We start from the raw sequence: 18,732 nt of genomic DNA on the forward strand, positions 1-18,732 counted from the left end.
CTGAGGATCGAACCGCGCGCCCAGTTTCCGGCGAAATCATGACCGATCCGGCCGCCGAGCCGGAACGCATCATGCGCGACGTGACCGCCGACGTCATCGATGCCGATTATGAGGTGCTGCCCCGCCATTTTACGCGTGCAGACTTTGCGCCGCCGCCTGCGCGCATGATTTCCACGCCTTCGATCGAAGGCATGGATATGCTGCGCAAGCCCGAAACCGCCGTCGAACGGCCGTTGTGGGTGCATGGTGGGCCGATCTTCTGGATTGCCGGCGTCGGTGCCGCTTTTGCAGCCTTCTGGATTTCGGGCGGCCATGCGCTGGTTCGTTAGAACGGCGCCAGAAAATCAACAGCTCACCAGGTAAACGATTCGCGACGCGCTGCGGACACCCGACCGTTCGCGGGCGCCTGCCAAAGATTTGGCCTTGCCAGCCGGCTCGACATGCCTAGAACGAGGTTGAAGACCGTTTCGGTCGGCTTCGCCTACAAGCCGATCATTTTCTGGAAGGGCAGCCAATGCCAGTTGTGCGCGGCAAGGACATCGAAGTCCTGTTTTCGGCGTCCGCCATCGCGCGGCGGAACCTGGAACTTGCCAAGGAGATCGCCGGGCACGACTACCACGACCTTCTGGTAATCTCTGTGCTGAAGGGATCGTTCATCTTCGCCGCCGATCTTATCCGTGCCATGCACGATGTCGGCCTGTCGCCGGAGGTCGAGTTCATCTTCATCTCAAGCTATGGCGCCGGGACGACCAGCGGTGAGGTGAGGGTGTTGCGCGACATCGACAACGAGGTCGCGGGCCGCGATGTGCTTCTCATCGACGACATTCTGGAATCCGGCAAGACGCTGAGCTTCACTCGCGACCTCATGCTGTCGCGCGGCGCGAGGAGCTGTGCAATCGCCGTGCTGCTCGACAAGCGCATGCGCCGCCAGACCACGCTCAACGCCGACTATGTCGGCTTCGACTGCCCCGATTATTTCGTCGTCGGTTATGGCATGGACGTCGCCCACGCGTTTCGCGAATTGCCCTTCGTCGGCATCGTCAAGGGCGACGCTTGAGGCCTTTTCAGAATTCTACTCCGGCGGCCACCTGACACAGTTTTCTGCGCTTCCTACAGCGCCGCGCGTCCTTTGGACGCGCAAAGGACGCTGTAGCACTTTTGATTTTGCGCATGATCCTTTCCGAAATCGAAACCGATTTCGGGATCGTGCGCGAAGCTCTCGGACTCGAACGGCCGCTCCGCTCCGGTTCTCGAAAACCACGCCATCTGACTCGCCGGAGCGAATTCTGAAAGGCCTCATCGAGCCTCAGCGCCTTCAGGAAACATCAACTTTTCCCCGCCAAATATTCTGCCCATGGCAAAGCTCCTGATCGTCGAGGACGATGAATCCGTCCGCACTCTCGCCGCTCGTGCGCTCGAACGCGCCGGGCATAATGTCACTGTTGCCGCCGACGGCGCACATGGCCTTTCTCTGATCCGGGCGGCGCAAGGGAGCTACGACCTTGTGCTGTCCGACATCCGCATGCCGGAAATGGACGGCATCGAGATGGCCAAGGCGGCAGCGGCGCTGTTCCCGGCGATGAAGATCATGCTGATGACCGGCTATGCCGACCAGCGCGAGCGCGCCGAGGAGTTGAACGGCATCATTCTGGACGTCGTGCAAAAGCCGTTCACGCTGGCTGAAATCCGCGCCCGCGTCGAACAGGCGCTCGCCTGCTTCGCCTAAAGCCCAAGGCCGACCGCCTTCAGGCAAGGTCGCAGGTCGCCGCAATGGCTGGCGCGCCGCTCCGGCGCCGGCTGGCATTGAGGGCAAACAGGCCGGCGCCGATGATGAGGGCTGCGCCGGCCGCCGTCGCTGGTCGCGGCACTTCGGCAAAGAACAGAAAACCCCATAGCGGCGACCAGATGATACCGGTGTATTCGAAGGTGGCGACGCTGTTGGCGGGCGCCAGCCGATAGGCCTGCGACAACAGGATCATTCCGGCCGAGGCTACGAAGCCGCATGCCCCCATCTTGAGGAGATCCGGCGTCGCCGGCCAGATCCATGGCCGGACGAGGAACTCGAGGCTCGGATGCACGGCGTGGTCAATGCCTGCCAGCCAAAACAATGCCGCCACCAAGGCGGCGCCGACCAGATAGGCGCCGTTCTGATAGAATGCCATGACGGTCGAGGATTCGGTGTCGCCGATCTTGCGTGCCATCAGCTGCGAGAAACCGTAGAGCAGAGCCGAGCCTAGCGACAGCAGCGCCGCCCAGTCGAACAAGCCGGCGCCCGGGCGCACCATCACCAGCACGCCGAGCATGCCGACCAGGACGGTGGCGAGCGCCTGCCAGGACACGCGTTCGCCGAGATAGGGGCCGGCCAACGCCATGATGAACAGCGGCGCCATGAAATAGAGCGCCACCGCGTCAGCCAGCGGCAGGGCGGCGATTGCCAGATAGTAGGCCGTATAGGAGGTGAACTGGATGAAGGCGCGCATCGTAAGCATGCCGAACCGCTTCGACAGGATCGCCTGCAATCCGACATCGGCGTGGACAAGGAAAACCAGGATCGGCAGGGCGACTATCGAGCGGATCGCCATCACCTCGGTGACGGGATAGTGGCTCGACACCGCCTTGACCAGCGGATCCTGCAGCGAAAAGACCAACACGCCGAGACAGAGGCTGAGGATGCCGAGCACAAGCCGATTCTGCATAGGCGCTCCTGTCTCCCGCTTGCGCGGCCGAAAGCAGGCCTGCATCCGGGTAAAAAGAACCCGCCACCGTTTCGGGCAGCGGGTACGAGTGAGGACTTTTGCTTGGTCCGCGGCCGATTTCGCGGCCGCATATCCAATGGGTGAGGCAACTATCGTCCGCCGTTTGACATGTTGCAAACGAATTGGAATGATGCCAGCTATCAGATTTTCTTATGGCGGGCACATGCGACCCAATCTCGACAGCGACCTGTTGCGCACCTTCGTGGCGGTCGCCGACACCGGCAATTTCACCAAGGCGGCGGAGCGGGCCGGCCGCACCCAGTCGGCGGTCTCGATGCAGATGAAGAGGCTCGAAGGCATGGTCGGCGACAGCCTGTTCGAGCGCGGCTCGCGCGGTGTGGCGCTGACGCGGCGCGGCGGCGAGCTCATCGCCAACGCCAGGCGCATCGTTTCACTGCTCGACGAGACGGCGGCATCGATGGTCGCGGCGCCGCTTGGCGGGCCGGTGCGCATCGGTATCCCGGAGGAATATGGCCACGCGATCCTGTCGCGCGCACTCGGCGTCTTTGCCAAGCGCCATCCTCAAGTCGACATCACCGTCCGCTACGCGCATTCCGGTGCGCAGATCGCGGCGCTCGCCGCCGGCGAGCTCGATCTGGCGGTGGTGTTCGAATGGCAGGATCTCTCAGGCGGTGAGGTGCTGATGCATGACCCGACCGTATGGGTGACGTCGGAGCTGCATCACATGCATGAGGAGCGGCCGGTGCCGATCGCGCTCTACAACCGTGCCGGCTGGTGCAAGGATTTCGCGATAAAGTCGCTGGAACAGCGCGATCTCGCCTATCGTGTCGCCTACACCAGCGATACCAATGGCGGCCTGCGGCTCGCCGTCACCTCCGGGCTGGCGATTGCGCCGATCTCGCGCAGCAACATCCCGGCCGGCTGCCGCGAGCTTACAGCCGCCGACGGGTTCGGCGACATCGATTCCTCGAACGTAGTGCTGCGGCGCAATCCGAACGCTTCCGGTGAGGCCATCGACGGCATGGAAGAGGCGATCCGCGAGGCGTTCACCAACCGTTAACACGTGCCGCTCAGTCCGGCGGTGGCGGCCACCACGGACCGCACGGCGATCTTCCGAATATTGGGGGGCAGCCTTACTTCAGCTCCAGCAACCGCTCCAGATAGCTGCGCTCGATATCGGGGCTGAGTGCATTGCCGAGCCGCTTGCGGATCGCTTCGAGGATCTGGCGGGCACGCTGCACGTCTATCTCGTCAGGCACTCTCACCGAACTTCCGTCATCGGGACCCTCGCTGGTGCGGGGCCGCCCGAGCGGGTCACGATCGGCATTCTGCTGGCGCCCGCCCTGCCCGTTGCCGCCCTGGTCGCCTTGCATCGCCTGCAATTGCTTCATCATGTCCTTGGCGCCCCTGCGCAAGGCTTCCAACGCGCGGCCCTGGTGACCGACGGCCTGGTCGCCTTCGCCCTCGCCGAGCGCCTGTTCGGCATTGCCCATGGATTTGCCGGCCTCGCCAAACCCTTCGTTGGGGTCGAGGCCCATGCCTTCGAGGCTCTTCCTCAATTGATCGAGCTCGCTCTGCAGCTTGCCCTGGCCTTCCTGCAATTGCTTCAGCGCATCAGCAAATTCCTGCGGCGTCATCGGCTTCGGCCGGCCGAGCGGATCGCGGTCGTCACCCGGGCCGGGCTTGCCCTGTTCGTCCATCGGGCCTGGCTCACCGTTCTCGCCGAGCTGCTCGTCCCGGTTCTGCCCGCGCTGTTGCTGGCCGCGCTGCATCTGGTCCATGCGGAAAGTGTCGTTCATCATCTCCTGCTGGCGCCGCATGATTTCGCCCAGCTTGTCCATCTGCTGGCGCATCTCGCTGTCCTGCTGACCGCCTTGTTGCTGGCGGCCTGCCTGCAGATTGTTCATCATGTCCTGCAGCTCCGACAGCAATTGCTGCGCCTGGTCGCGATTGCCGGATTTCGCCAGGTTCTCGATCTGGTCCATCATGCGGTCGATATCGCTCTGGCGCAGTTCCTGGCCGTTCTGCTGCATCTGTGGCGCATTCGGATTCTGCTGCGCCCGCGCCGCGAATTCCTGCAGGAACTGGTTCATCGCCTCGCGCAGTTCCTTCATCGCCTTCTCGATCTCTTGGTCGCTGGCGCCGTTCTTGATCGCATCCTGCAGCGCCTGCTGCGCCTGGCGCAGCCGCTTCTCGGCCGCCGACAGATTGCCTTCCTCGATGCCGAGCGCGATCTCCCAGAGGTACGCGACCTCGTCGCGCAACTGGTCGTCGCTGTCGGCCATCTTCAGCCGGGTGCGGGCGCTCATGATGGCGAGGTAGTGCGCCATGTTGTCGAACGTGTCTTCGGGCCTAAGCGTGATCGCATCCATCAGGTCGAGCACGCGGTCCTTGGCATAGGCGTCGAGCGCCAGCAGGCGGCGCTGCTCGACCACCGCCCGCGCCAATGGATTGGAGAATGGCCGCTCCGGCATCACCAGCGTCTTGGTTTCGCTGATCGCCGTGTGTCCGGCACCGTCGGTGGCGACAAGCGACAGCTTGACGTTGCCACCGGCCCAGACATGGTCGGTCAGGTCCTTCGTCGTCTTGGCGGCATTGGCCTTGCCGCCGCGGCGCGGCAACGTCAGCGGCATTTCCGGCGGGCCATAGAGCGGATGCGCCTTCGGCGCCTGCGGATCGGCCAATGCGAAAACCGCCTTGGCGGAGGCCGCGCCATAGTCGTCGTCGATCTGGTAGTTGAGTTCGAAGGCGCCGTTGACGGCGCGCTTCGGCTCGCCGACAAAGCGGATCTGCGGCGGCTTGTCGGGAATTATGGCGAAGGCCCAGCGGCCGAGCTCGCCGTCGCCGGACTGCAGCGTCAGCATGCCGTCGGCCGTCAACTTGCCGCTGAACTGGCGCACGGTGGAAGGCGTTGCCGGACTTGCCTCAGTCTTGGCGGCTTGCGGCCCGGTCGGATCGATGGCGCGGCTGTTGCCGCCGGTGTCGGCGTAGCTCAGCGTTTCCTCGCCCGAACCGCCGGTGACGCGCAGCGACACATCGCTGCCTTCCGGAACGGTGAAGGTCGGCGCCGCTTGAGTGGCGTTGTTGGCAAGGACTGGGGCGTTGAGGAATACCGGCGGCCTGCCGGTATAGGCCGGCGGCGTCACCCAGGCATCAATGCGCGGCGGCACGACGTCGCGGGCGGCACGGGCAACAAAACCGTCGCTCAGCCTGCCGCCCGACGGCCCGAAGGAGAAGGCAAAGGCAGTGACCAATAAAAGCGCGGCAACGGCGCGTAGCGCCCACGGGTCGCGTTCGGGCACGCGTGTGCGCGGCACGTCGCCGCCAAGCTCACCCAGCCGGTCCGCCATGCGCCGCTGATGCTCGCGCCACAGGGCTTGCGAAAAAATGCTTTCCTTGCCGCTCGGGCGATCGGTCTGGACCTGCACCGGGCTGTGCAGCAATCGGTTGGCCGCCTCGATGCGGCGGTCGACCTCAGCACTGGATGGCGTGCGGAAGAAACGCAGCGGGTAGAGTGCGGCAAGCGCTGCGACGCCGAATGCCGTGATGAGACCGATCCGCGCCAGATCGGGCAAAAATGGGAACAGGCCGAGCCACGAGATGCTGAGGAACAGGCTGGCGACGACGATCAGTGGCAGCAGCAATGGCCAGCCGCGTTCGACGATTATCGAGACCTGCGTTCCCAGCCGGCTCAAGGCAAGGCGCCTGGCCAGACTGCGATCGCTGGTGAAGATGGGTCGTTGTGTCATCGGCCCTTCCTGGCCGGGCGGATAGCCCGGGCCTCACGAGTCTATCGCATGGGCCCGAAAAGTCGATTTTCGGGAAGCACGATGCGAAGACCTAAAATCTTAGCGCGTACTTCGTGCGTCCAAGCGGATGCACATCGTCCTAAGGATACCAACAAACACGGCGAAGGCGAGGCGGTTCCCCAAAACGTGAACAATAATGCCCCGGATATTGTCAGAATTTCGCCGGATTGGCGTTTGCGCCGCAGACCAGTACGGCAACGCGCTCGCCTGCAGCCGGTGCGTAGCGGCCGGACAGGAGCGCCGCGCAGGCGGCCGCACCACCCGGCTCGGAGATGATTCGCACGCGGTCCCAGAGCGCCGCCTGGGCGGCGATAATGTCGTCGTCGCCGACAAGGATCGAGCGCTCGACGAATGCCTCGGCGATAGGAAACATCATTTCGCCGACACGCTTCGGCGCGAGCGAATCGGCGGCGATGCCCTCAGCCGGCGCGTCGACGGGTCGGCCCGCCGCGAAGGCGCGATGAAGCGTCGGCGCACCCTCCGGCTCGACCGCGATGATCCTGATGCGGCCGGAAAACCAGGCGGCGATGCCGCCGATCAGACCGCCGCCACCGACGGCGACCAGCAGGGTGTCGAGCTCCGGCAGGTCGGCCTCGATCTCAAGCCCGAGCGTGCCTTGCCCGACCAGCGTCTCCTCCTGGTTGAAGGCGTGGATCTGCAGCGCGCCGGATTTTTCGGCGAAGCTCTCGCTGGCGGCCAGTGCCTCCGCATAACGGGCGCCGCCGACGACCAGCTCGGCGCCGTAACCGCGGATGCGGTCCATCTTGGCCGGCGGGCTCACTTCGGGAACAAAGATGGTCGCCTTGTGGCCGAGCCGCATGGCGGCATAGGCGACAGCGGCACCGTGGTTGCCGCCCGATGCGGCGACGACGCCGGCCGCAGGAACCGGCCGTTCGAGGAGATTGGTGAACGCACCACGCGCCTTGAACGAGCCGGAATGCTGCAAGCACTCAAGCTTCAGGTCGACAGGCAGAGGCGGGCGGCCGAAATCGGCCATGTCGACGCGCAGCACTGGCGTGTGGCGCACGAAGGGCCGGATGCGCGGCTCCATTGCAGCAATGCGCTCGCGTGTGATCGTGTGGCCGTGCAGCATGCTTTCACTCCCAGAGTTGGCATTCAGAGTTGACATTACTTAGTAACTTGGCAAAGTGCCTAAATGCAAGAGGTCGATGTTTTCAAAGCGATCGCCAACGAGCGCAGGCTGCAGATCCTCGATTGGCTCAAAGACCCGCGCGCGCATTTTCCGCCGCAGGCGGACGGCGATTTGGTCGAGGACGGCGTATGCGCGCTGCTGATCGCGGAAAAGCTGGGGATCACCCAGGCGACGCTCAGCGAGCATATGCGCGTGCTCACCCAGGCAGGGCTTTTGCGCAGCAAGCGCATCAAGCAGTGGATATTCTATCGCCGGAACGAGGACAGAATCGCCGAAACCAGGGCGCTCATTCAGCACCGGCTGTAGCGCTGCAGGGTATCTATTTTTGTTTGATCATGATCTTTTCCGAAAACCGGGTTCCACTTTTCGCCTACGCGGACCTTCGGTTCGGGATCATTATCTACTTCAACCAGTCCGGCACCGAATCCAGCCCGATCAATTCGTCATAGGTCTGGCGCGGGCGCACAACGTGGAAGCGGTCGCCGTCGACCAGCACTTCCGGTACCAGCAGCCTGGTATTGTAGGTGCCGGCCTGGACGGCGCCATAGGCGCCGGCGGTGGCGACAGCGATCAGGTCGCCGGATTTCAGCCGGGGCAGGTCACGGTCTAGCCCGAGATAGTCGCCGGTCTCGCAAACCGGGCCGACGACGTCGACCTTCATGCGTGGTGCTGCGGCCGGCTGCTGCGCCACCGGCCTGATGTCGTGGAAAGCGTCGTAAAGCGTCGGCCGGATCAGGTCGTTCATCGCGGCGTCGACGACGAGGAAGTTCTTGGCGTCGCCCTCCTTCACGAAGATCACCTCCGAGACCAGGATGCCAGCATTGCCGACGATCAGCCGGCCTGGCTCGAACATCACTTTCAGCCCAAGTTTGGCGACATGCTTTCTGACGATCCGGGCATAGGCATCGGGCAAGGGCGGCGGGTTGTTGTCGACGCGGTAGGGAATGCCAAGGCCGCCGCCAACATCGATATGCTCGATGGCATGCCCGTCGGCGCGCAAGGCGCCGACCAGCTCCACCAGCAGCGCAAAGGCGTCGTCGAAGGGCTGCAATTCGGTGATCTGGCTGCCGATATGGGTGTCTATGCCGGTGACCTTGATGCCCGGCAGCTCAGCCGCGCGCGCATAGACCTTCCGCGCCTGCTGCCAGGGAATGCCGAACTTGTTCTCGGCCTTCCCAGTCGAAATCTTCTTGTGCGTCCTGGCGTCGACATCCGGATTGATGCGCAGCGAGATCGGCGCGATCTTGCCCAGCGCGGTGGCGCGGGCCGACAGCAGCTCCAGCTCCGGTTCGGATTCGACGTTGAAACAGAGAATGCCGGCCGAGAGCGCAAAATCCATTTCGCGCGCGGTCTTGCCGACGCCCGAAAACAAGATCTTGCTTGCCGGGATGCCGGCCGCCAAAGCGCGGCGCAATTCGCCCTCCGAGACCACGTCGGCGCCGGCGCCGAGCCTTGCCAGCACCTTCAGCACGGCCTGGTTGGAATTCGCTTTCATGGCATAGCAGACGAGGGCGTCGAGCCCGGCAAAGGCCTCGGTAAAGACGCGAAAATGCCTGGTCAGCGTCGCCGTCGAATAACAATAGAACGGCGTGCCGACGCTGGCGGCGATGTCTGATATCGCCACGTCCTCGGCATGCAGCGCGCCGTCGCGGTAGTCGAAATGGTTCACGAGATTTGGTCCGAAAAATCAGAGCAGCGGGTCGAGGATGAATTTCTTGTCCTCGACAGGTTTTTCCGGCTCCGGCGGCAAAGGTTGCTTGGCCTTCTCGGCGTCCTTGCGCGCCTGCACGGCTGCCGCGTAGGGCGTATCGAGCGCAGCCTTCCTGCCGCAAGCCGCAACGGTGGCCATTGCTGCCAGCAGCGTCAGCGTCACCAAAATCCTGCTTCCGGTCATCGTGCCATCCGTCCGAAACTGTTGCCCGCAGCCGCTTCTAGCCGAGTTTTGCCGCCATTGCACCCCGCGTTCTACGCCTGGACGAGCCGCTTTTTCCAGTGGCGGATCTGCTTGCGCACCTCGGACGGCGCGGTGCCGCCGAAGCTCGTGCGGCTCTTTACAGAATTCTGCACGGCGAGAACCGAAAACACGTCGGCGCTGATACCGGGGTGAATGGACTGCAGATCCTCCAGCGAAAGCCTGTCGAGCCCGATCTTCCTGTCCTCGGCCAGCGCCACCGCCCGACCAGTGATATGGTGCGCCTCGCGGAACGGCAGACCGAGCGTGCGCACCAGCCAGTCGGCGAGGTCGGTCGCAGTCGAATAGCCGGCGCCGGCCGCCTTCTTCATCGCCGCGGTGTTCACTGTCATATCGCGCACCATGCCGGTCATCGCAGCCAGCATCAGGTCGAGCGTCTCTGCCGCGTCGAAGACGGATTCCTTGTCTTCCTGCATGTCCTTGCCATAGGTCAGCGGCATGCCCTTCATCACCGTCAGCAGACCGACCAGATGGCCGGTGACGCGGCCGGTCTTGCCGCGAACCAGTTCGGCAGCGTCGGGGTTCTTCTTCTGCGGCATGATCGAGGAACCTGTCGAGAAACTATCCGACAGCCTGACGAAGCCGAATTGCGGCGTCGACCAGATGATGATCTCTTCGGCCAGCCGCGACAGATGCGTCGCGCAGATCGCCGCCAGGCCGAGGAACTCGAGCGCGAAATCGCGATCCGAAACGCTGTCGAGCGAATTGCGCATCGGCTCGCGGAAGCCAAGCGCCTTCGCTGTCTGGTGCCGGTCGATGGGAAAGCTGGTGCCGGCAAGGGCGGCAGCGCCGAGTGGGCTTTCATCCATCCGCTCGATCGCGTCGCGGACGCGAGACAGGTCGCGCGCAAACATCTCGACATAGGCCATGCAGTGGTGGCCGAAGGTCACCGGCTGCGCTGCCTGCATGTGGGTGAAGCCCGGCATGACCGTTGCCGCATGCTCCTCGGCCCGATCCAGGAATGCCGTGATCAGTCCCTTCAGCGCCTCGGCGACACGAAAGCATTCGTCCTTGACCCACAGCCTGAGGTCGACCGCCACCTGGTCGTTGCGCGAGCGGGCGGTATGCAGGCGGCCGGCGGCGGGGCCGATCAGATCGGCCAGACGGGCCTCGACATTCATGTGGATGTCTTCCAGCCTGGTCGAGAACTCGAATGTGCCGGCCTCGATCTCTGCCAGGATCGTGTTCAGCCCGTGAGCGATTTTTTCTTGATCGGCCGCCGAAATAATGCCCGTTTGCGCCAGCATCTGGCTATGGGCGATCGAGCCGCGAATATCCTGGGCATAGAGTTTGCGGTCGAACGAGATCGACGCGTTGATCGCTTCCATGATTGCGGCCGGACCCGAGGCAAAACGTCCGCCCCACATCTGGTTGCTGACCTTCTTGTCGTTCATCGCTATAACCCGTGCTCCGGAGCAGTTTTTCAAAAATGGCAGACAGTAATAGATTTTTCCCGGCTTTGCGTCTCGTCCTCGCCGCGTTGGTTGCGGGCGTGCTGGCCGGCGCGGTCGCGGTATATGTCAGGGAAAGCAGTTCTGGCAACAAGGCGCCCGCGCAAGTGGCCGCCGGCGGCGGCAAGGACGACGTCGCCTGCGCCGCCAAGACCGACCGTGCCAAGAGGATCGCCGCCGCTGCTACCGGCCAGGTTGCCGCGCTTTTGCCGGCGGATCCGCCGCAATCGCTGAAAAGCCTTGCCTTCAACGGCCCCGACGGCAAGCCGACGACGATCGCCGATCATGCCGGCAAGACGGTGCTGCTCAATCTGTGGGCGACATGGTGCGCACCTTGCCGCGCCGAAATGCCGGCGCTCGATGCGCTGCAGAAGGAGATGGGCAGCGACGCGTTTCAGGTTGTTGCCGTCAACGTCGATGCCGGTGACGATGCCAAGCCGAAGAAGTTCCTGGAGGACACCGGCGTCAAGTCGCTCGGCTACTATCGCGATGCCACCATGGCGCTGTTCAACGACGTCAAGACGCGCGGCCTGGCGCTTGGTCTGCCGGTCACCATGCTGATCGATGGGCAAGGCTGCCTGATCGCCCATATGAACGGCCCGGCCGAATGGTCGGGGCCGGATGCCAAGCGTCTGGTCGAGGCGGCGCTTCAGCCAGGATAGGCTCAGACCGTGCGCAGGCGCGGCTTGAGCACGGCAATGCTTGCACCGCGTCTGCTGGCGGTGCGGATTGCCGGAGCGGCCACGCCCGTCAGTTCGCCGAATGTCTCGATCGGAGCCGGTTTGCCGAGATAATAGCCTTGCCCGATCTCGCAAGCCTCGGCGTCCAGGAACTGCAATTCACCCGGCGTCTCGATGCCCTCCGCAAGGACCGGCAGGCCGAGACCGCGTCCAAGCCCCAGCACGGCGCGAACGATCGCCGCGAACTGGGCGTTCTTGTCGACCGATTTGATGAACGACCCGTCGATCTTGATCTTGTCGAAGGGAAAGGCGCTAAGGTTGGACAGCGAAGAATAGCCGGTGCCAAAATCGTCCATCGCCACATGCACGCCAAGCGCCTTGACCTGCCTCAAGGTTGCGAGCGCGCGCGGCATGTCCTTCACCAGGGCCGTTTCGGTGATCTCCAGTTCGAGCCTGCCGGGGGCCAGGCCGGATCTCGTCAATGCGTCGTGCACCTTGCGGCTGAAGTTCGGATTGTGAAGTTGCACGGCGGAGACGTTGACGGCGACCATCAGCGGGTTTGTCCAGCGAGCGGCATCGCTACAGGCTGTCGTCAGCACCCAGTCGCCGATCTGCGCGATCGCGCCACTGTCCTCTGCCACGGGGATGAAAACAGCCGGAGAAATGTCACCCCGCTCAGGGTGCTGCCAACGGACCAGGGCTTCGAAGCCGATCATCCTGCCGCCGCGGATCTCCTTCTGGGGCTGGTAGACGAGGTGGAACTCCTTGCGGGCGATCGCCTGGCGCAATTCATGCTCCATCACGCGCTTGTCGCGGGCCGCGGTGCCCATGGCTATCTCGAAAAACCGGTAAGTGTCCCTGCCTTCGGTTTTGGCGCGATGGAGTGCCGTGTCGGCGTGGCTGATCAGCCCGGCCTGGTCTTCGGCATCCAGCGGAAAGAAGGCGATGCCGATGCTGGCCGAGACAAGGCCGGAGCCGACCGAAACCCTGTTCTCCTCCCGGATCGCCGCCAGCAAGTCCTCGGCTATCCGGCCTGCGGCCAGGGGGTCGGGGAGGTTCGGAGCTATGATGGCAAATTCATCGCCGCCGAGACGCGCGAGCAACTGCCCTTGGCGCGGGATGCCGGCAATGCAGTGCGCCAGCTTCTGCAGCATGGCGTCGCCGGCGCCGTGGCCGTAGAGGTCGTTGACCTGCTTGAACCGGTCGAGGTCGAGCAGCAGGAGCGCCAGATATCCATCCTTGCCGCCACGATCCGTCGAGGCGAATTCTGCTTCCAGCCGGGAAGAAAAGCTCCGCCGGTTGGCAAGCCCGGTAAGTGGATCGAAATGCGCGAGGCGGAGGATCTCTTCTTCCGCCTTCTTGCGCTCACGGATGTCGCGAACGGCAAGCACCGTATGAGGCCTGCCGCAGTAAGTGATGTTCCTGGCGATCAGCTCGACAGGAATTCTCGTGCCGTCGCTGCCCCTTAATTTTGCTTCCTGCGCTTGTTCGCCGAAGCCGGACATATCGGCTGCGCTCTGTCCGTCGAAAAGCTCGCCGAGTTGCATCGTGTTGAGGGTAGCTGTCGCTGTTCCGGTCAGCTTCGCCATACTGTCATTGGCGCTGACGATGCGGGTGCCATCGCAAACGATCAGACCTTCCACCGCCGCATTGGCGAGATCGTGCATGCGATCGGCCTCGAGCTTCTGGCGGCGAAAGCGCAGGTCGATCCACAGCGCAGCACCCGACAGCACAAGGATTGCCAGGCTGGCGACCGCTGCGGCAAAGGCCTGGGAAATGGGCTCGATGGAATGTTCGGATATTTCAATCGAGGAATCCGGAATGATCGACACCGCGGCCATCGCGATGAAATGCAAGCTGCAAATCGCCAGCGTCAAAAGCGCGGCGCCGCCGAGAGTGGCGAGCGCTGACGGGCGGCGCAAGACGACAAGGAGCGCCAGTGCCGCGAGGGTCACGCCGGCCAGAAGCGATATCGCGACAAGGAGCAGGTTCCATACGACCCGGCCTTCGACCTCGAAAGCCGCCATGCCGATGTAGTGCATCGTCGCGATGGCGCCGCCCAGAATGGCGCCGCCGACGAGGAAATGGTCGATGCCGCGGCGCAAGGTGGCGACCCACATCCCAAGCGCGGTCAGGATGACGGCGGCGGCAAGCGAAAAGGCGGATAATCCCGGATCGTATGCGTTCGGTATTCCCGGCGTAAACGCAGTCATGGCGATGAAATGCGTCGCCCATATGCCGAACCCGGTCGAAGCCGCGGCGATCATCAGCCAGACAAGCCGGTTTCGGTCAGCCGATCGGCCGACATGCTTAAGGAGATTAACTGCTGAGAAACAAGAAATTCCACAGACGAGTGCGGCGAGCGCAACGAGTCTCAAATCGTGCTGATTTACGATACAATTATAGACCGTCAGCATCCTGGTTCACTCGGTCTGCCAAAACTAACAGGGGAGGTGTGACTGATTAGCAGTTGGAGATTTTAACGAATGGTTAACCCGTGGGCGGTGAGGCCGACCTTTTCAGGGGAAAAACGGCGCCGCTGCGCCGAAAAAGCGGTGATGTGGTTTCTGGTGCCCCGCTTTCGGTAGCGAGTGCACTTTAGGAAGAAATGATGTTCATTGATCCGCAACAAAACCGTTGTCCGATTGTCATCAGCGCCACATATTGGCTTTGCGGAAGTGCCCCTTTCGCCAATGATAAACTGGAGATGAAACATGAAGTTCTTCGGCTTCGCGGCCGGTATTGCCGCCACCTTGACCCTGCTTTCCACCACCTCCGCCTTCGCCGTCACGCAGATCAGCTGGTGGCACGCCATGACCGGCGCCAACGCCGAGGTCGTCGCCAAGATCTCCAAGGATTTCAACGCCAGCCAGAGCGACTATGAGCTCGTTCCGGTGTTCAAGGGCACCTATCCGGAGACGCTGAATGCCGGCATCGCCGCTTTCCGCGCCGGCCAGGCGCCCGATATCCTCCAGGTGTTCGATGTCGGCACCGGCGTGATGATGGCGGCCGAGGGTGCGATCAAGCCGGTGGCCGATGTGATGACCGGCGCCGGGATGACCTTCGACAAGAGCCAATATCTGCCCGGCATCGTCGGCTATTATTCGAAGCCGGACGGCACCATGCTGTCGTTCCCCTACAACTCTTCCTCACCGATCCTCTACTACAACAAGGACATCTTCCAGAAGGCAGGCCTCGACGCGAACAATCCGCCCAAGACTTGGAACGAGGTGTGGGAAGCTGCCAAGAAGATCAAGACGAGCGGCGCCGCCTCTTGCGGCTATACCTCGACCTGGCTGACCTGGATCCATCTGGAGAATTTCGCGGCGTGGAACGACGTGCCTTGGGCCACTCAGCAGAATGGCCTGGCTGGCGGTGATGTCGAACTCAAGATCAATGCGCCGATTTTCGTCAACCACTTCAAGGCGCTCGCTGACCTGGCCAAGGACGGCACGTTCAAATATGGCGGGCGCACCTCCGAAGCCAAGCAGATATTCCTCGCCGGCGAATGCGGCATCTTCACCGAATCGTCGGGCGGCCTCGGCGATATCGTCAAGTCCGGCATGAACTATGGCATCGGCCAGCTTCCCTACGACAGCGACGCCAAGGGTGCCCCGCAGAACACGACGCCGGGCGGTGCCAGCCTGTGGGTGTTCGGCAACAAGTCGGACGAGGAATACAAGGGCGTTGCCGCCTTCTTTGCCTATCTGTCCAAGACTGATGTGCAGGAATATCTGCACCAGAAGTCGGGATACCTGCCGGTGACGCTCGCCGCATACGAGGCGACCAAGAAATCAGGCTTCTATGACAAGAACCCCGGCCGCGAGACACCCATCCTGCAGATGACCGGAAAGTCGCCGACCGACAACTCGAAGGGCGTGCGCCTGCCGAATCTGCCGCAGGTGCGCGATATCCAGAACGAGGAGCTGGAGAAGATGCTGGCCGGCCAGCAAACCGCCCAGCAGGCGCTCGACAATGCGGTCGTGCGCGGCAACGCCGCGATCAAGGAAGCCCTGGACAACTAACGAGACCATCCCGGTTAGTCGGTTGGAATATCGCCCGCGCGAGCGCGCGTGGGCGATGCCTGGATAGCGAGGGAAATCAGCCTGTCTGCACGCATCGTCTTTCCCAACAAGATCCTGCCCTACCTGCTGGTGGCACCACAACTCGCCATCACCCTGGTTTTCTTCTACTGGCCGGCCGGTCAGGCGCTTTACCAGTCGATGCTCAGGCAAGACCCGTTCGGGCTGAAGAGCAGGTTCGTCTGGTTTGTCAATTTCCGGAAGGTGCTGGCCGATCCGGCCTACCTCAACTCGATCAAAGTCACGGTGGTGTTCTCGCTTGCGACCGCGATCGTTGCCATGGTTGTGGCCCTGCTTCTCGCGGTCATGGCCGAGAAGGCCGTGCGCGGCAAAGGCCTCTACCGCACACTGTTGATATGGCCTTATGCCGTGGCGCCGGCGATTGCCGGCATGCTTTGGCTTTTTCTGTTCAACCCTTCGATCGGCTCGTTGGCCTATTTGCTGAGAAGCCTCGGCATCGCATGGGACCCACTGCTCAACGGCACCCACGCGATGATCCTGCTGGTGTCGGCTGCTGCCTGGAAGCAGATCAGCTACAATTTCCTGTTCTTCGTCGCCGGCCTGCAGGCGGTGCCGAAAACGCTGATCGAAGCGGCGGCCATGGACGGCGCCGGCGAAACCAAGCGCTTCTGGACCATCGTCTTCCCGCTGCTTGCGCCGACAACCTTTTTCCTGCTGGTCGTCAACACCGTCTATGCCCTGTTCGACACGTTCGGCATCGTTCATGCCGTCACCGGCGGCGGGCCGGGCAAGACGACCGAGACGCTGGTCTACAAGGTCTACAATGACGGCTTCGTCAATCTGATCCTGGGCGACTCGGCGGCGCAGTCGGTCATCCTGATGGCCATCGTCATCGCGCTCACAGCGATCCAGTTCCGCTATGTGGAACGCAAAGTCCATTACGGCTGAGGGCAGCGATGATCGGCCAGTCCCCGCTCCGCACCTTCATCGCCCATGCCGTGCTCATCCTTGGCATATTGATCGTGGCTTTTCCGATCTACTACACCTTCGTGGCCTCGACACACACGCTGCAAACGATCCTCAGGCCGCCGCTGCCGCTCTTGCCCGGCGGCCAGCTATTGAACAATTACAGCGAGGCGTTGTTCGGCGGCATTGGTCGTATTGGCGGGGTCAGCGTCGGCAGGCTGCTCCTCAACACCACGATCATGGCGCTCGGCGTCGCGGTGGGAAAGATCTTCATCTCGATCCTGTCGGCCTACGCGATCGTGTTCTTCCGCTTTCCGCTGCGCATGACCTTCTTCTGGCTGATCTTCATCACCTTGATGCTTCCAGTCGAGGTGCGCATCCTGCCGACCTACAAGGTGATGGTCGATCTCGGCATGATCGACACCTATGCCGGCCTGATTGTCCCGCTGATCGCCTCGGCCACCGCAACGCTGCTGTTTCGCCAGTTCTTCATGACCATACCGGGTGAATTGGTCGAGGCGGCGCGTGTCGACGGTGCCGGGCCATGGCGCTTCTTTTTCGATATTCTGTTGCCGCTGTCGCGGACAAACATCGCGGCGCTGTTCGTGATCCTCTTCATCTATGGCTGGACGCAGTATCTTTGGCCGCTGCTCGTCACCAACAGCAACGACATGAACACCATCGTCATCGCGCTGAGAAAGATGGTTTCCTTCGCCGATGCCGACACCCAATGGCACCTGGTGATGGTCACGGCAATGCTGGCCATCGTGCCGCCGATCCTGGTGGTCGTGCTGATGCAGCGCTGGTTCGTGCGCGGCCTGGTCGAATCCGAAAAGTGAGAAGCCAATGGCGACCGTGGATCTGAAGGACGTGAAGAAGGTCTATCCCAGCGGCGTCGAAGCCGTGAAGGGCGTCTCCATCGCCATTCCCGACAAGGAGCTTTGCGTGCTGGTCGGCCCGTCAGGTTGCGGCAAGTCCACGCTGCTGAGGATGATCGCCGGGTTGGAGACGATTTCGGCCGGTACGGTCGCCATCGACGGCAAGGTGGTCAACGCCATTGGCCCGACCGAACGCGACATCGCTATGGTATTCCAGAACTACGCGCTCTACCCGCACATGAAGGTCTATGACAACATGGCCTATGGCCTGCGCAACCGCGGCACGCCGAAGGACGAGATCGACAGCAGGGTACGCTCGACTGCCAAGGTACTGGAGCTTTCGGCGCTGCTTGACCGGCGCCCGCGCGAGCTTTCCGGCGGTCAACGCCAGCGTGTCGCCATGGGTCGCGCCATCGTGCGCAACCCGAAGGTCTTCCTGTTCGACGAACCACTGTCCAACCTCGATGCGAAATTGCGCGGGCAGATGCGCATCGAGATCAAGAATCTGCAGCACTCGCTTGGCGTCACCTCGGTTTATGTCACGCACGACCAGCTTGAGGCGATGACGCTGGCCGACATCCTCGTCGTCATGAACGCCGGACTGGTCGAGCAGACCGGCGCGCCGCTTGATGTGTACGAGAAACCGGCCTCGACCTTCGTCGCTTCGTTCATAGGCGCACCGCCGATGAATCTGCTGGCGCTCACAGGGGCCTCCCCAAGCTCGGTATTGGCGGACGGTACGGTGATTGGCTTGGCGCCTCGACTGGGCAAGGCGTCGACACTCGGCTTTCGTCCGGAGGACGCCGATATCACCTTCGCGGCAGAGGCGCCGGCCGGCGCGCTCGCGCTGCCGGCGACAGTGGAAGCGGTCGAACCGGTCGGTGCCGAAAGCTTTCTCCATTGCGTGGCAGCCGGCAGCCGCATCGTGGTGCGCGTCTCAGGCCGCGCCACCGCAAAGCCAGACGACCAATTGCGCGTCGTGGCCAGGTCCGAAAAGCTGCATTGGTTCGATCAGGCGGGCAAACGGGTCGATTGAGATTGGTCTTTCATCCTGCCGAGCGGT

At 62.9% G+C, this 18,732-nt stretch carries 17 protein-coding genes; 10 read left to right on the forward strand and 7 right to left on the reverse strand.

Annotated elements, in window-relative coordinates:
- Positions 1 to 38 precede the first annotated feature (38 nt).
- The 3 genes from NKJ40_RS20230 to NKJ40_RS20240 all read left to right on the forward strand — a co-directional run bounded on the left by NKJ40_RS20230 (position 39) and on the right by NKJ40_RS20240 (position 1,726).
- Positions 39 to 329, forward strand: a complete 291-nt coding sequence (locus NKJ40_RS20230) for a hypothetical protein (protein WP_352467555.1) — start codon at positions 39 to 41, stop codon at positions 327 to 329.
- 185 nt (positions 330 to 514) lie between these two features.
- Complete coding sequence (hpt, locus tag NKJ40_RS20235; protein ID WP_254816654.1) at positions 515 to 1,057, forward strand: hypoxanthine phosphoribosyltransferase; 543 nt, start codon at positions 515 to 517, stop codon at positions 1,055 to 1,057.
- 297 nt (positions 1,058 to 1,354) lie between these two features.
- Positions 1,355 to 1,726, forward strand: coding sequence for a response regulator (locus tag NKJ40_RS20240; protein WP_352467556.1), 372 nt, complete (start codon positions 1,355 to 1,357; stop codon positions 1,724 to 1,726).
- A 19-nt stretch (positions 1,727 to 1,745) separates the two neighbouring features.
- Here the strand turns inward: NKJ40_RS20240 and NKJ40_RS20245 are convergent, their stop codons facing one another.
- Positions 1,746 to 2,696 (reverse strand): DMT family transporter, encoded by a 951-nt coding sequence (locus NKJ40_RS20245; protein ID WP_352467557.1) that lies wholly within the window; start codon positions 2,694 to 2,696, stop codon positions 1,746 to 1,748.
- 223 nt (positions 2,697 to 2,919) lie between these two features.
- Here NKJ40_RS20245 and NKJ40_RS20250 point away from each other — a divergent pair, with 223 nt between their 5' ends.
- Positions 2,920 to 3,777, forward strand: coding sequence for a LysR substrate-binding domain-containing protein (locus NKJ40_RS20250; protein ID WP_352467558.1), 858 nt, complete (start codon positions 2,920 to 2,922; stop codon positions 3,775 to 3,777).
- Between the two features lie 73 nt (positions 3,778 to 3,850).
- Here the strand turns inward: NKJ40_RS20250 and NKJ40_RS20255 are convergent, their stop codons facing one another.
- Both NKJ40_RS20255 and NKJ40_RS20260 read right to left on the reverse strand, forming a co-directional pair.
- On the reverse strand, positions 3,851 to 6,466 hold the full coding sequence (locus NKJ40_RS20255; RefSeq protein WP_352467559.1) for a TIGR02302 family protein: 2,616 nt from the start codon (positions 6,464 to 6,466) through the stop codon (positions 3,851 to 3,853).
- 211 nt (positions 6,467 to 6,677) lie between these two features.
- On the reverse strand, positions 6,678 to 7,619 hold the full coding sequence (locus NKJ40_RS20260) for a threonine/serine dehydratase (RefSeq protein ID WP_352467560.1): 942 nt from the start codon (positions 7,617 to 7,619) through the stop codon (positions 6,678 to 6,680).
- Positions 7,620 to 7,682: 63 nt separating this feature from the next.
- Between NKJ40_RS20260 and NKJ40_RS20265 the strand changes: the two genes are divergently transcribed.
- Positions 7,683 to 7,985 carry an ArsR/SmtB family transcription factor gene (locus NKJ40_RS20265; protein WP_352467561.1) on the forward strand — a complete coding sequence of 101 codons (303 nt, stop codon included), beginning with the start codon at positions 7,683 to 7,685 and terminating at the stop codon, positions 7,983 to 7,985.
- A gap of 94 nt (positions 7,986 to 8,079) precedes the next feature.
- On the opposite strand, the gene lysA is transcribed toward NKJ40_RS20265, so the two are convergent.
- From lysA to argH, 3 genes are all read right to left on the reverse strand, one after another.
- Positions 8,080 to 9,348: a diaminopimelate decarboxylase gene (lysA, locus tag NKJ40_RS20270; protein ID WP_352467562.1), complete on the reverse strand. Its 1,269-nt coding sequence runs from the start codon at positions 9,346 to 9,348 to the stop codon at positions 8,080 to 8,082.
- Positions 9,349 to 9,366: 18 nt separating this feature from the next.
- Entirely contained in the window at positions 9,367 to 9,573 is a 207-nt protein-coding gene (locus NKJ40_RS20275) for a hypothetical protein (RefSeq protein ID WP_023677931.1), read from the reverse strand.
- Positions 9,574 to 9,644: 71 nt separating this feature from the next.
- Positions 9,645 to 11,045: an argininosuccinate lyase gene (argH, locus tag NKJ40_RS20280; protein WP_352467563.1), complete on the reverse strand. Its 1,401-nt coding sequence runs from the start codon at positions 11,043 to 11,045 to the stop codon at positions 9,645 to 9,647.
- A gap of 35 nt (positions 11,046 to 11,080) precedes the next feature.
- On the opposite strand from argH, the gene tlpA reads away from it, so the two are divergent.
- Complete coding sequence (tlpA, locus tag NKJ40_RS20285; RefSeq protein ID WP_352467564.1) at positions 11,081 to 11,764, forward strand: thiol:disulfide interchange protein TlpA; 684 nt, start codon at positions 11,081 to 11,083, stop codon at positions 11,762 to 11,764.
- Between the two features lie 2 nt (positions 11,765 to 11,766).
- Here the strand turns inward: tlpA and NKJ40_RS20290 are convergent, their stop codons facing one another.
- Positions 11,767 to 14,199: a bifunctional diguanylate cyclase/phosphodiesterase gene (locus tag NKJ40_RS20290; protein WP_352467565.1), complete on the reverse strand. Its 2,433-nt coding sequence runs from the start codon at positions 14,197 to 14,199 to the stop codon at positions 11,767 to 11,769.
- Between the two features lie 297 nt (positions 14,200 to 14,496).
- Between NKJ40_RS20290 and ugpB the strand changes: the two genes are divergently transcribed.
- From ugpB to ugpC, 4 genes are all read left to right on the forward strand, one after another.
- Positions 14,497 to 15,807: a sn-glycerol-3-phosphate ABC transporter substrate-binding protein UgpB gene (gene ugpB, locus NKJ40_RS20295; protein ID WP_352467566.1), complete on the forward strand. Its 1,311-nt coding sequence runs from the start codon at positions 14,497 to 14,499 to the stop codon at positions 15,805 to 15,807.
- An 81-nt stretch (positions 15,808 to 15,888) separates the two neighbouring features.
- The gene (gene ugpA, locus NKJ40_RS20300; protein WP_352467617.1) at positions 15,889 to 16,773 is read left to right on the forward strand and encodes a sn-glycerol-3-phosphate ABC transporter permease UgpA; all 885 of its coding nucleotides are present in this window, start codon (positions 15,889 to 15,891) and stop codon (positions 16,771 to 16,773) included.
- Between the two features lie 8 nt (positions 16,774 to 16,781).
- Complete coding sequence (gene ugpE, locus NKJ40_RS20305) at positions 16,782 to 17,630, forward strand: sn-glycerol-3-phosphate ABC transporter permease UgpE (RefSeq protein ID WP_352467567.1); 849 nt, start codon at positions 16,782 to 16,784, stop codon at positions 17,628 to 17,630.
- Positions 17,631 to 17,637: 7 nt separating this feature from the next.
- A complete protein-coding gene (ugpC, locus tag NKJ40_RS20310) occupies positions 17,638 to 18,705 on the forward strand; it encodes a sn-glycerol-3-phosphate ABC transporter ATP-binding protein UgpC (protein WP_352467568.1) in 1,068 nt (355 codons plus the stop codon).
- The last annotated feature ends 27 nt before the right edge of the window (positions 18,706 to 18,732 follow it).

The sequence above is a fragment of the Mesorhizobium sp. M0119 genome (assembly GCF_040322615.1).
Classification (GTDB): domain Bacteria; phylum Pseudomonadota; class Alphaproteobacteria; order Rhizobiales; family Rhizobiaceae; genus Mesorhizobium.

Bases quoted from the DNA above. Each gene is read 5' to 3' on its own strand.
- NKJ40_RS20230 (WP_352467555.1), top strand. From the start codon at position 39: ATGACCGATCCGGCCGCCGAGCCGGAACGCATCATGCGCGACGTGACC.
- hpt (WP_254816654.1), top strand. From the start codon at position 515: ATGCCAGTTGTGCGCGGCAAGGACATCGAAGTCCTGTTTTCGGCGTCC.
- NKJ40_RS20240 (WP_352467556.1), top strand. From the start codon at position 1,355: ATGGCAAAGCTCCTGATCGTCGAGGACGATGAATCCGTCCGCACTCTC.
- NKJ40_RS20245 (WP_352467557.1), bottom strand. From the start codon at position 2,696: ATGCAGAATCGGCTTGTGCTCGGCATCCTCAGCCTCTGTCTCGGCGTG.
- NKJ40_RS20250 (WP_352467558.1), top strand. From the start codon at position 2,920: ATGCGACCCAATCTCGACAGCGACCTGTTGCGCACCTTCGTGGCGGTC.
- NKJ40_RS20255 (WP_352467559.1), bottom strand. From the start codon at position 6,466: ATGACACAACGACCCATCTTCACCAGCGATCGCAGTCTGGCCAGGCGC.
- NKJ40_RS20260 (WP_352467560.1), bottom strand. From the start codon at position 7,619: ATGCTGCACGGCCACACGATCACACGCGAGCGCATTGCTGCAATGGAG.
- NKJ40_RS20265 (WP_352467561.1), top strand. From the start codon at position 7,683: ATGCAAGAGGTCGATGTTTTCAAAGCGATCGCCAACGAGCGCAGGCTG.
- NKJ40_RS20275 (WP_023677931.1), bottom strand. From the start codon at position 9,573: ATGACCGGAAGCAGGATTTTGGTGACGCTGACGCTGCTGGCAGCAATG.
- argH (WP_352467563.1), bottom strand. From the start codon at position 11,045: ATGAACGACAAGAAGGTCAGCAACCAGATGTGGGGCGGACGTTTTGCC.
- tlpA (WP_352467564.1), top strand. From the start codon at position 11,081: ATGGCAGACAGTAATAGATTTTTCCCGGCTTTGCGTCTCGTCCTCGCC.
- NKJ40_RS20290 (WP_352467565.1), bottom strand. From the start codon at position 14,199: ATGCTGACGGTCTATAATTGTATCGTAAATCAGCACGATTTGAGACTC.
- ugpB (WP_352467566.1), top strand. From the start codon at position 14,497: ATGAAGTTCTTCGGCTTCGCGGCCGGTATTGCCGCCACCTTGACCCTG.
- ugpE (WP_352467567.1), top strand. From the start codon at position 16,782: ATGATCGGCCAGTCCCCGCTCCGCACCTTCATCGCCCATGCCGTGCTC.
- ugpC (WP_352467568.1), top strand. From the start codon at position 17,638: ATGGCGACCGTGGATCTGAAGGACGTGAAGAAGGTCTATCCCAGCGGC.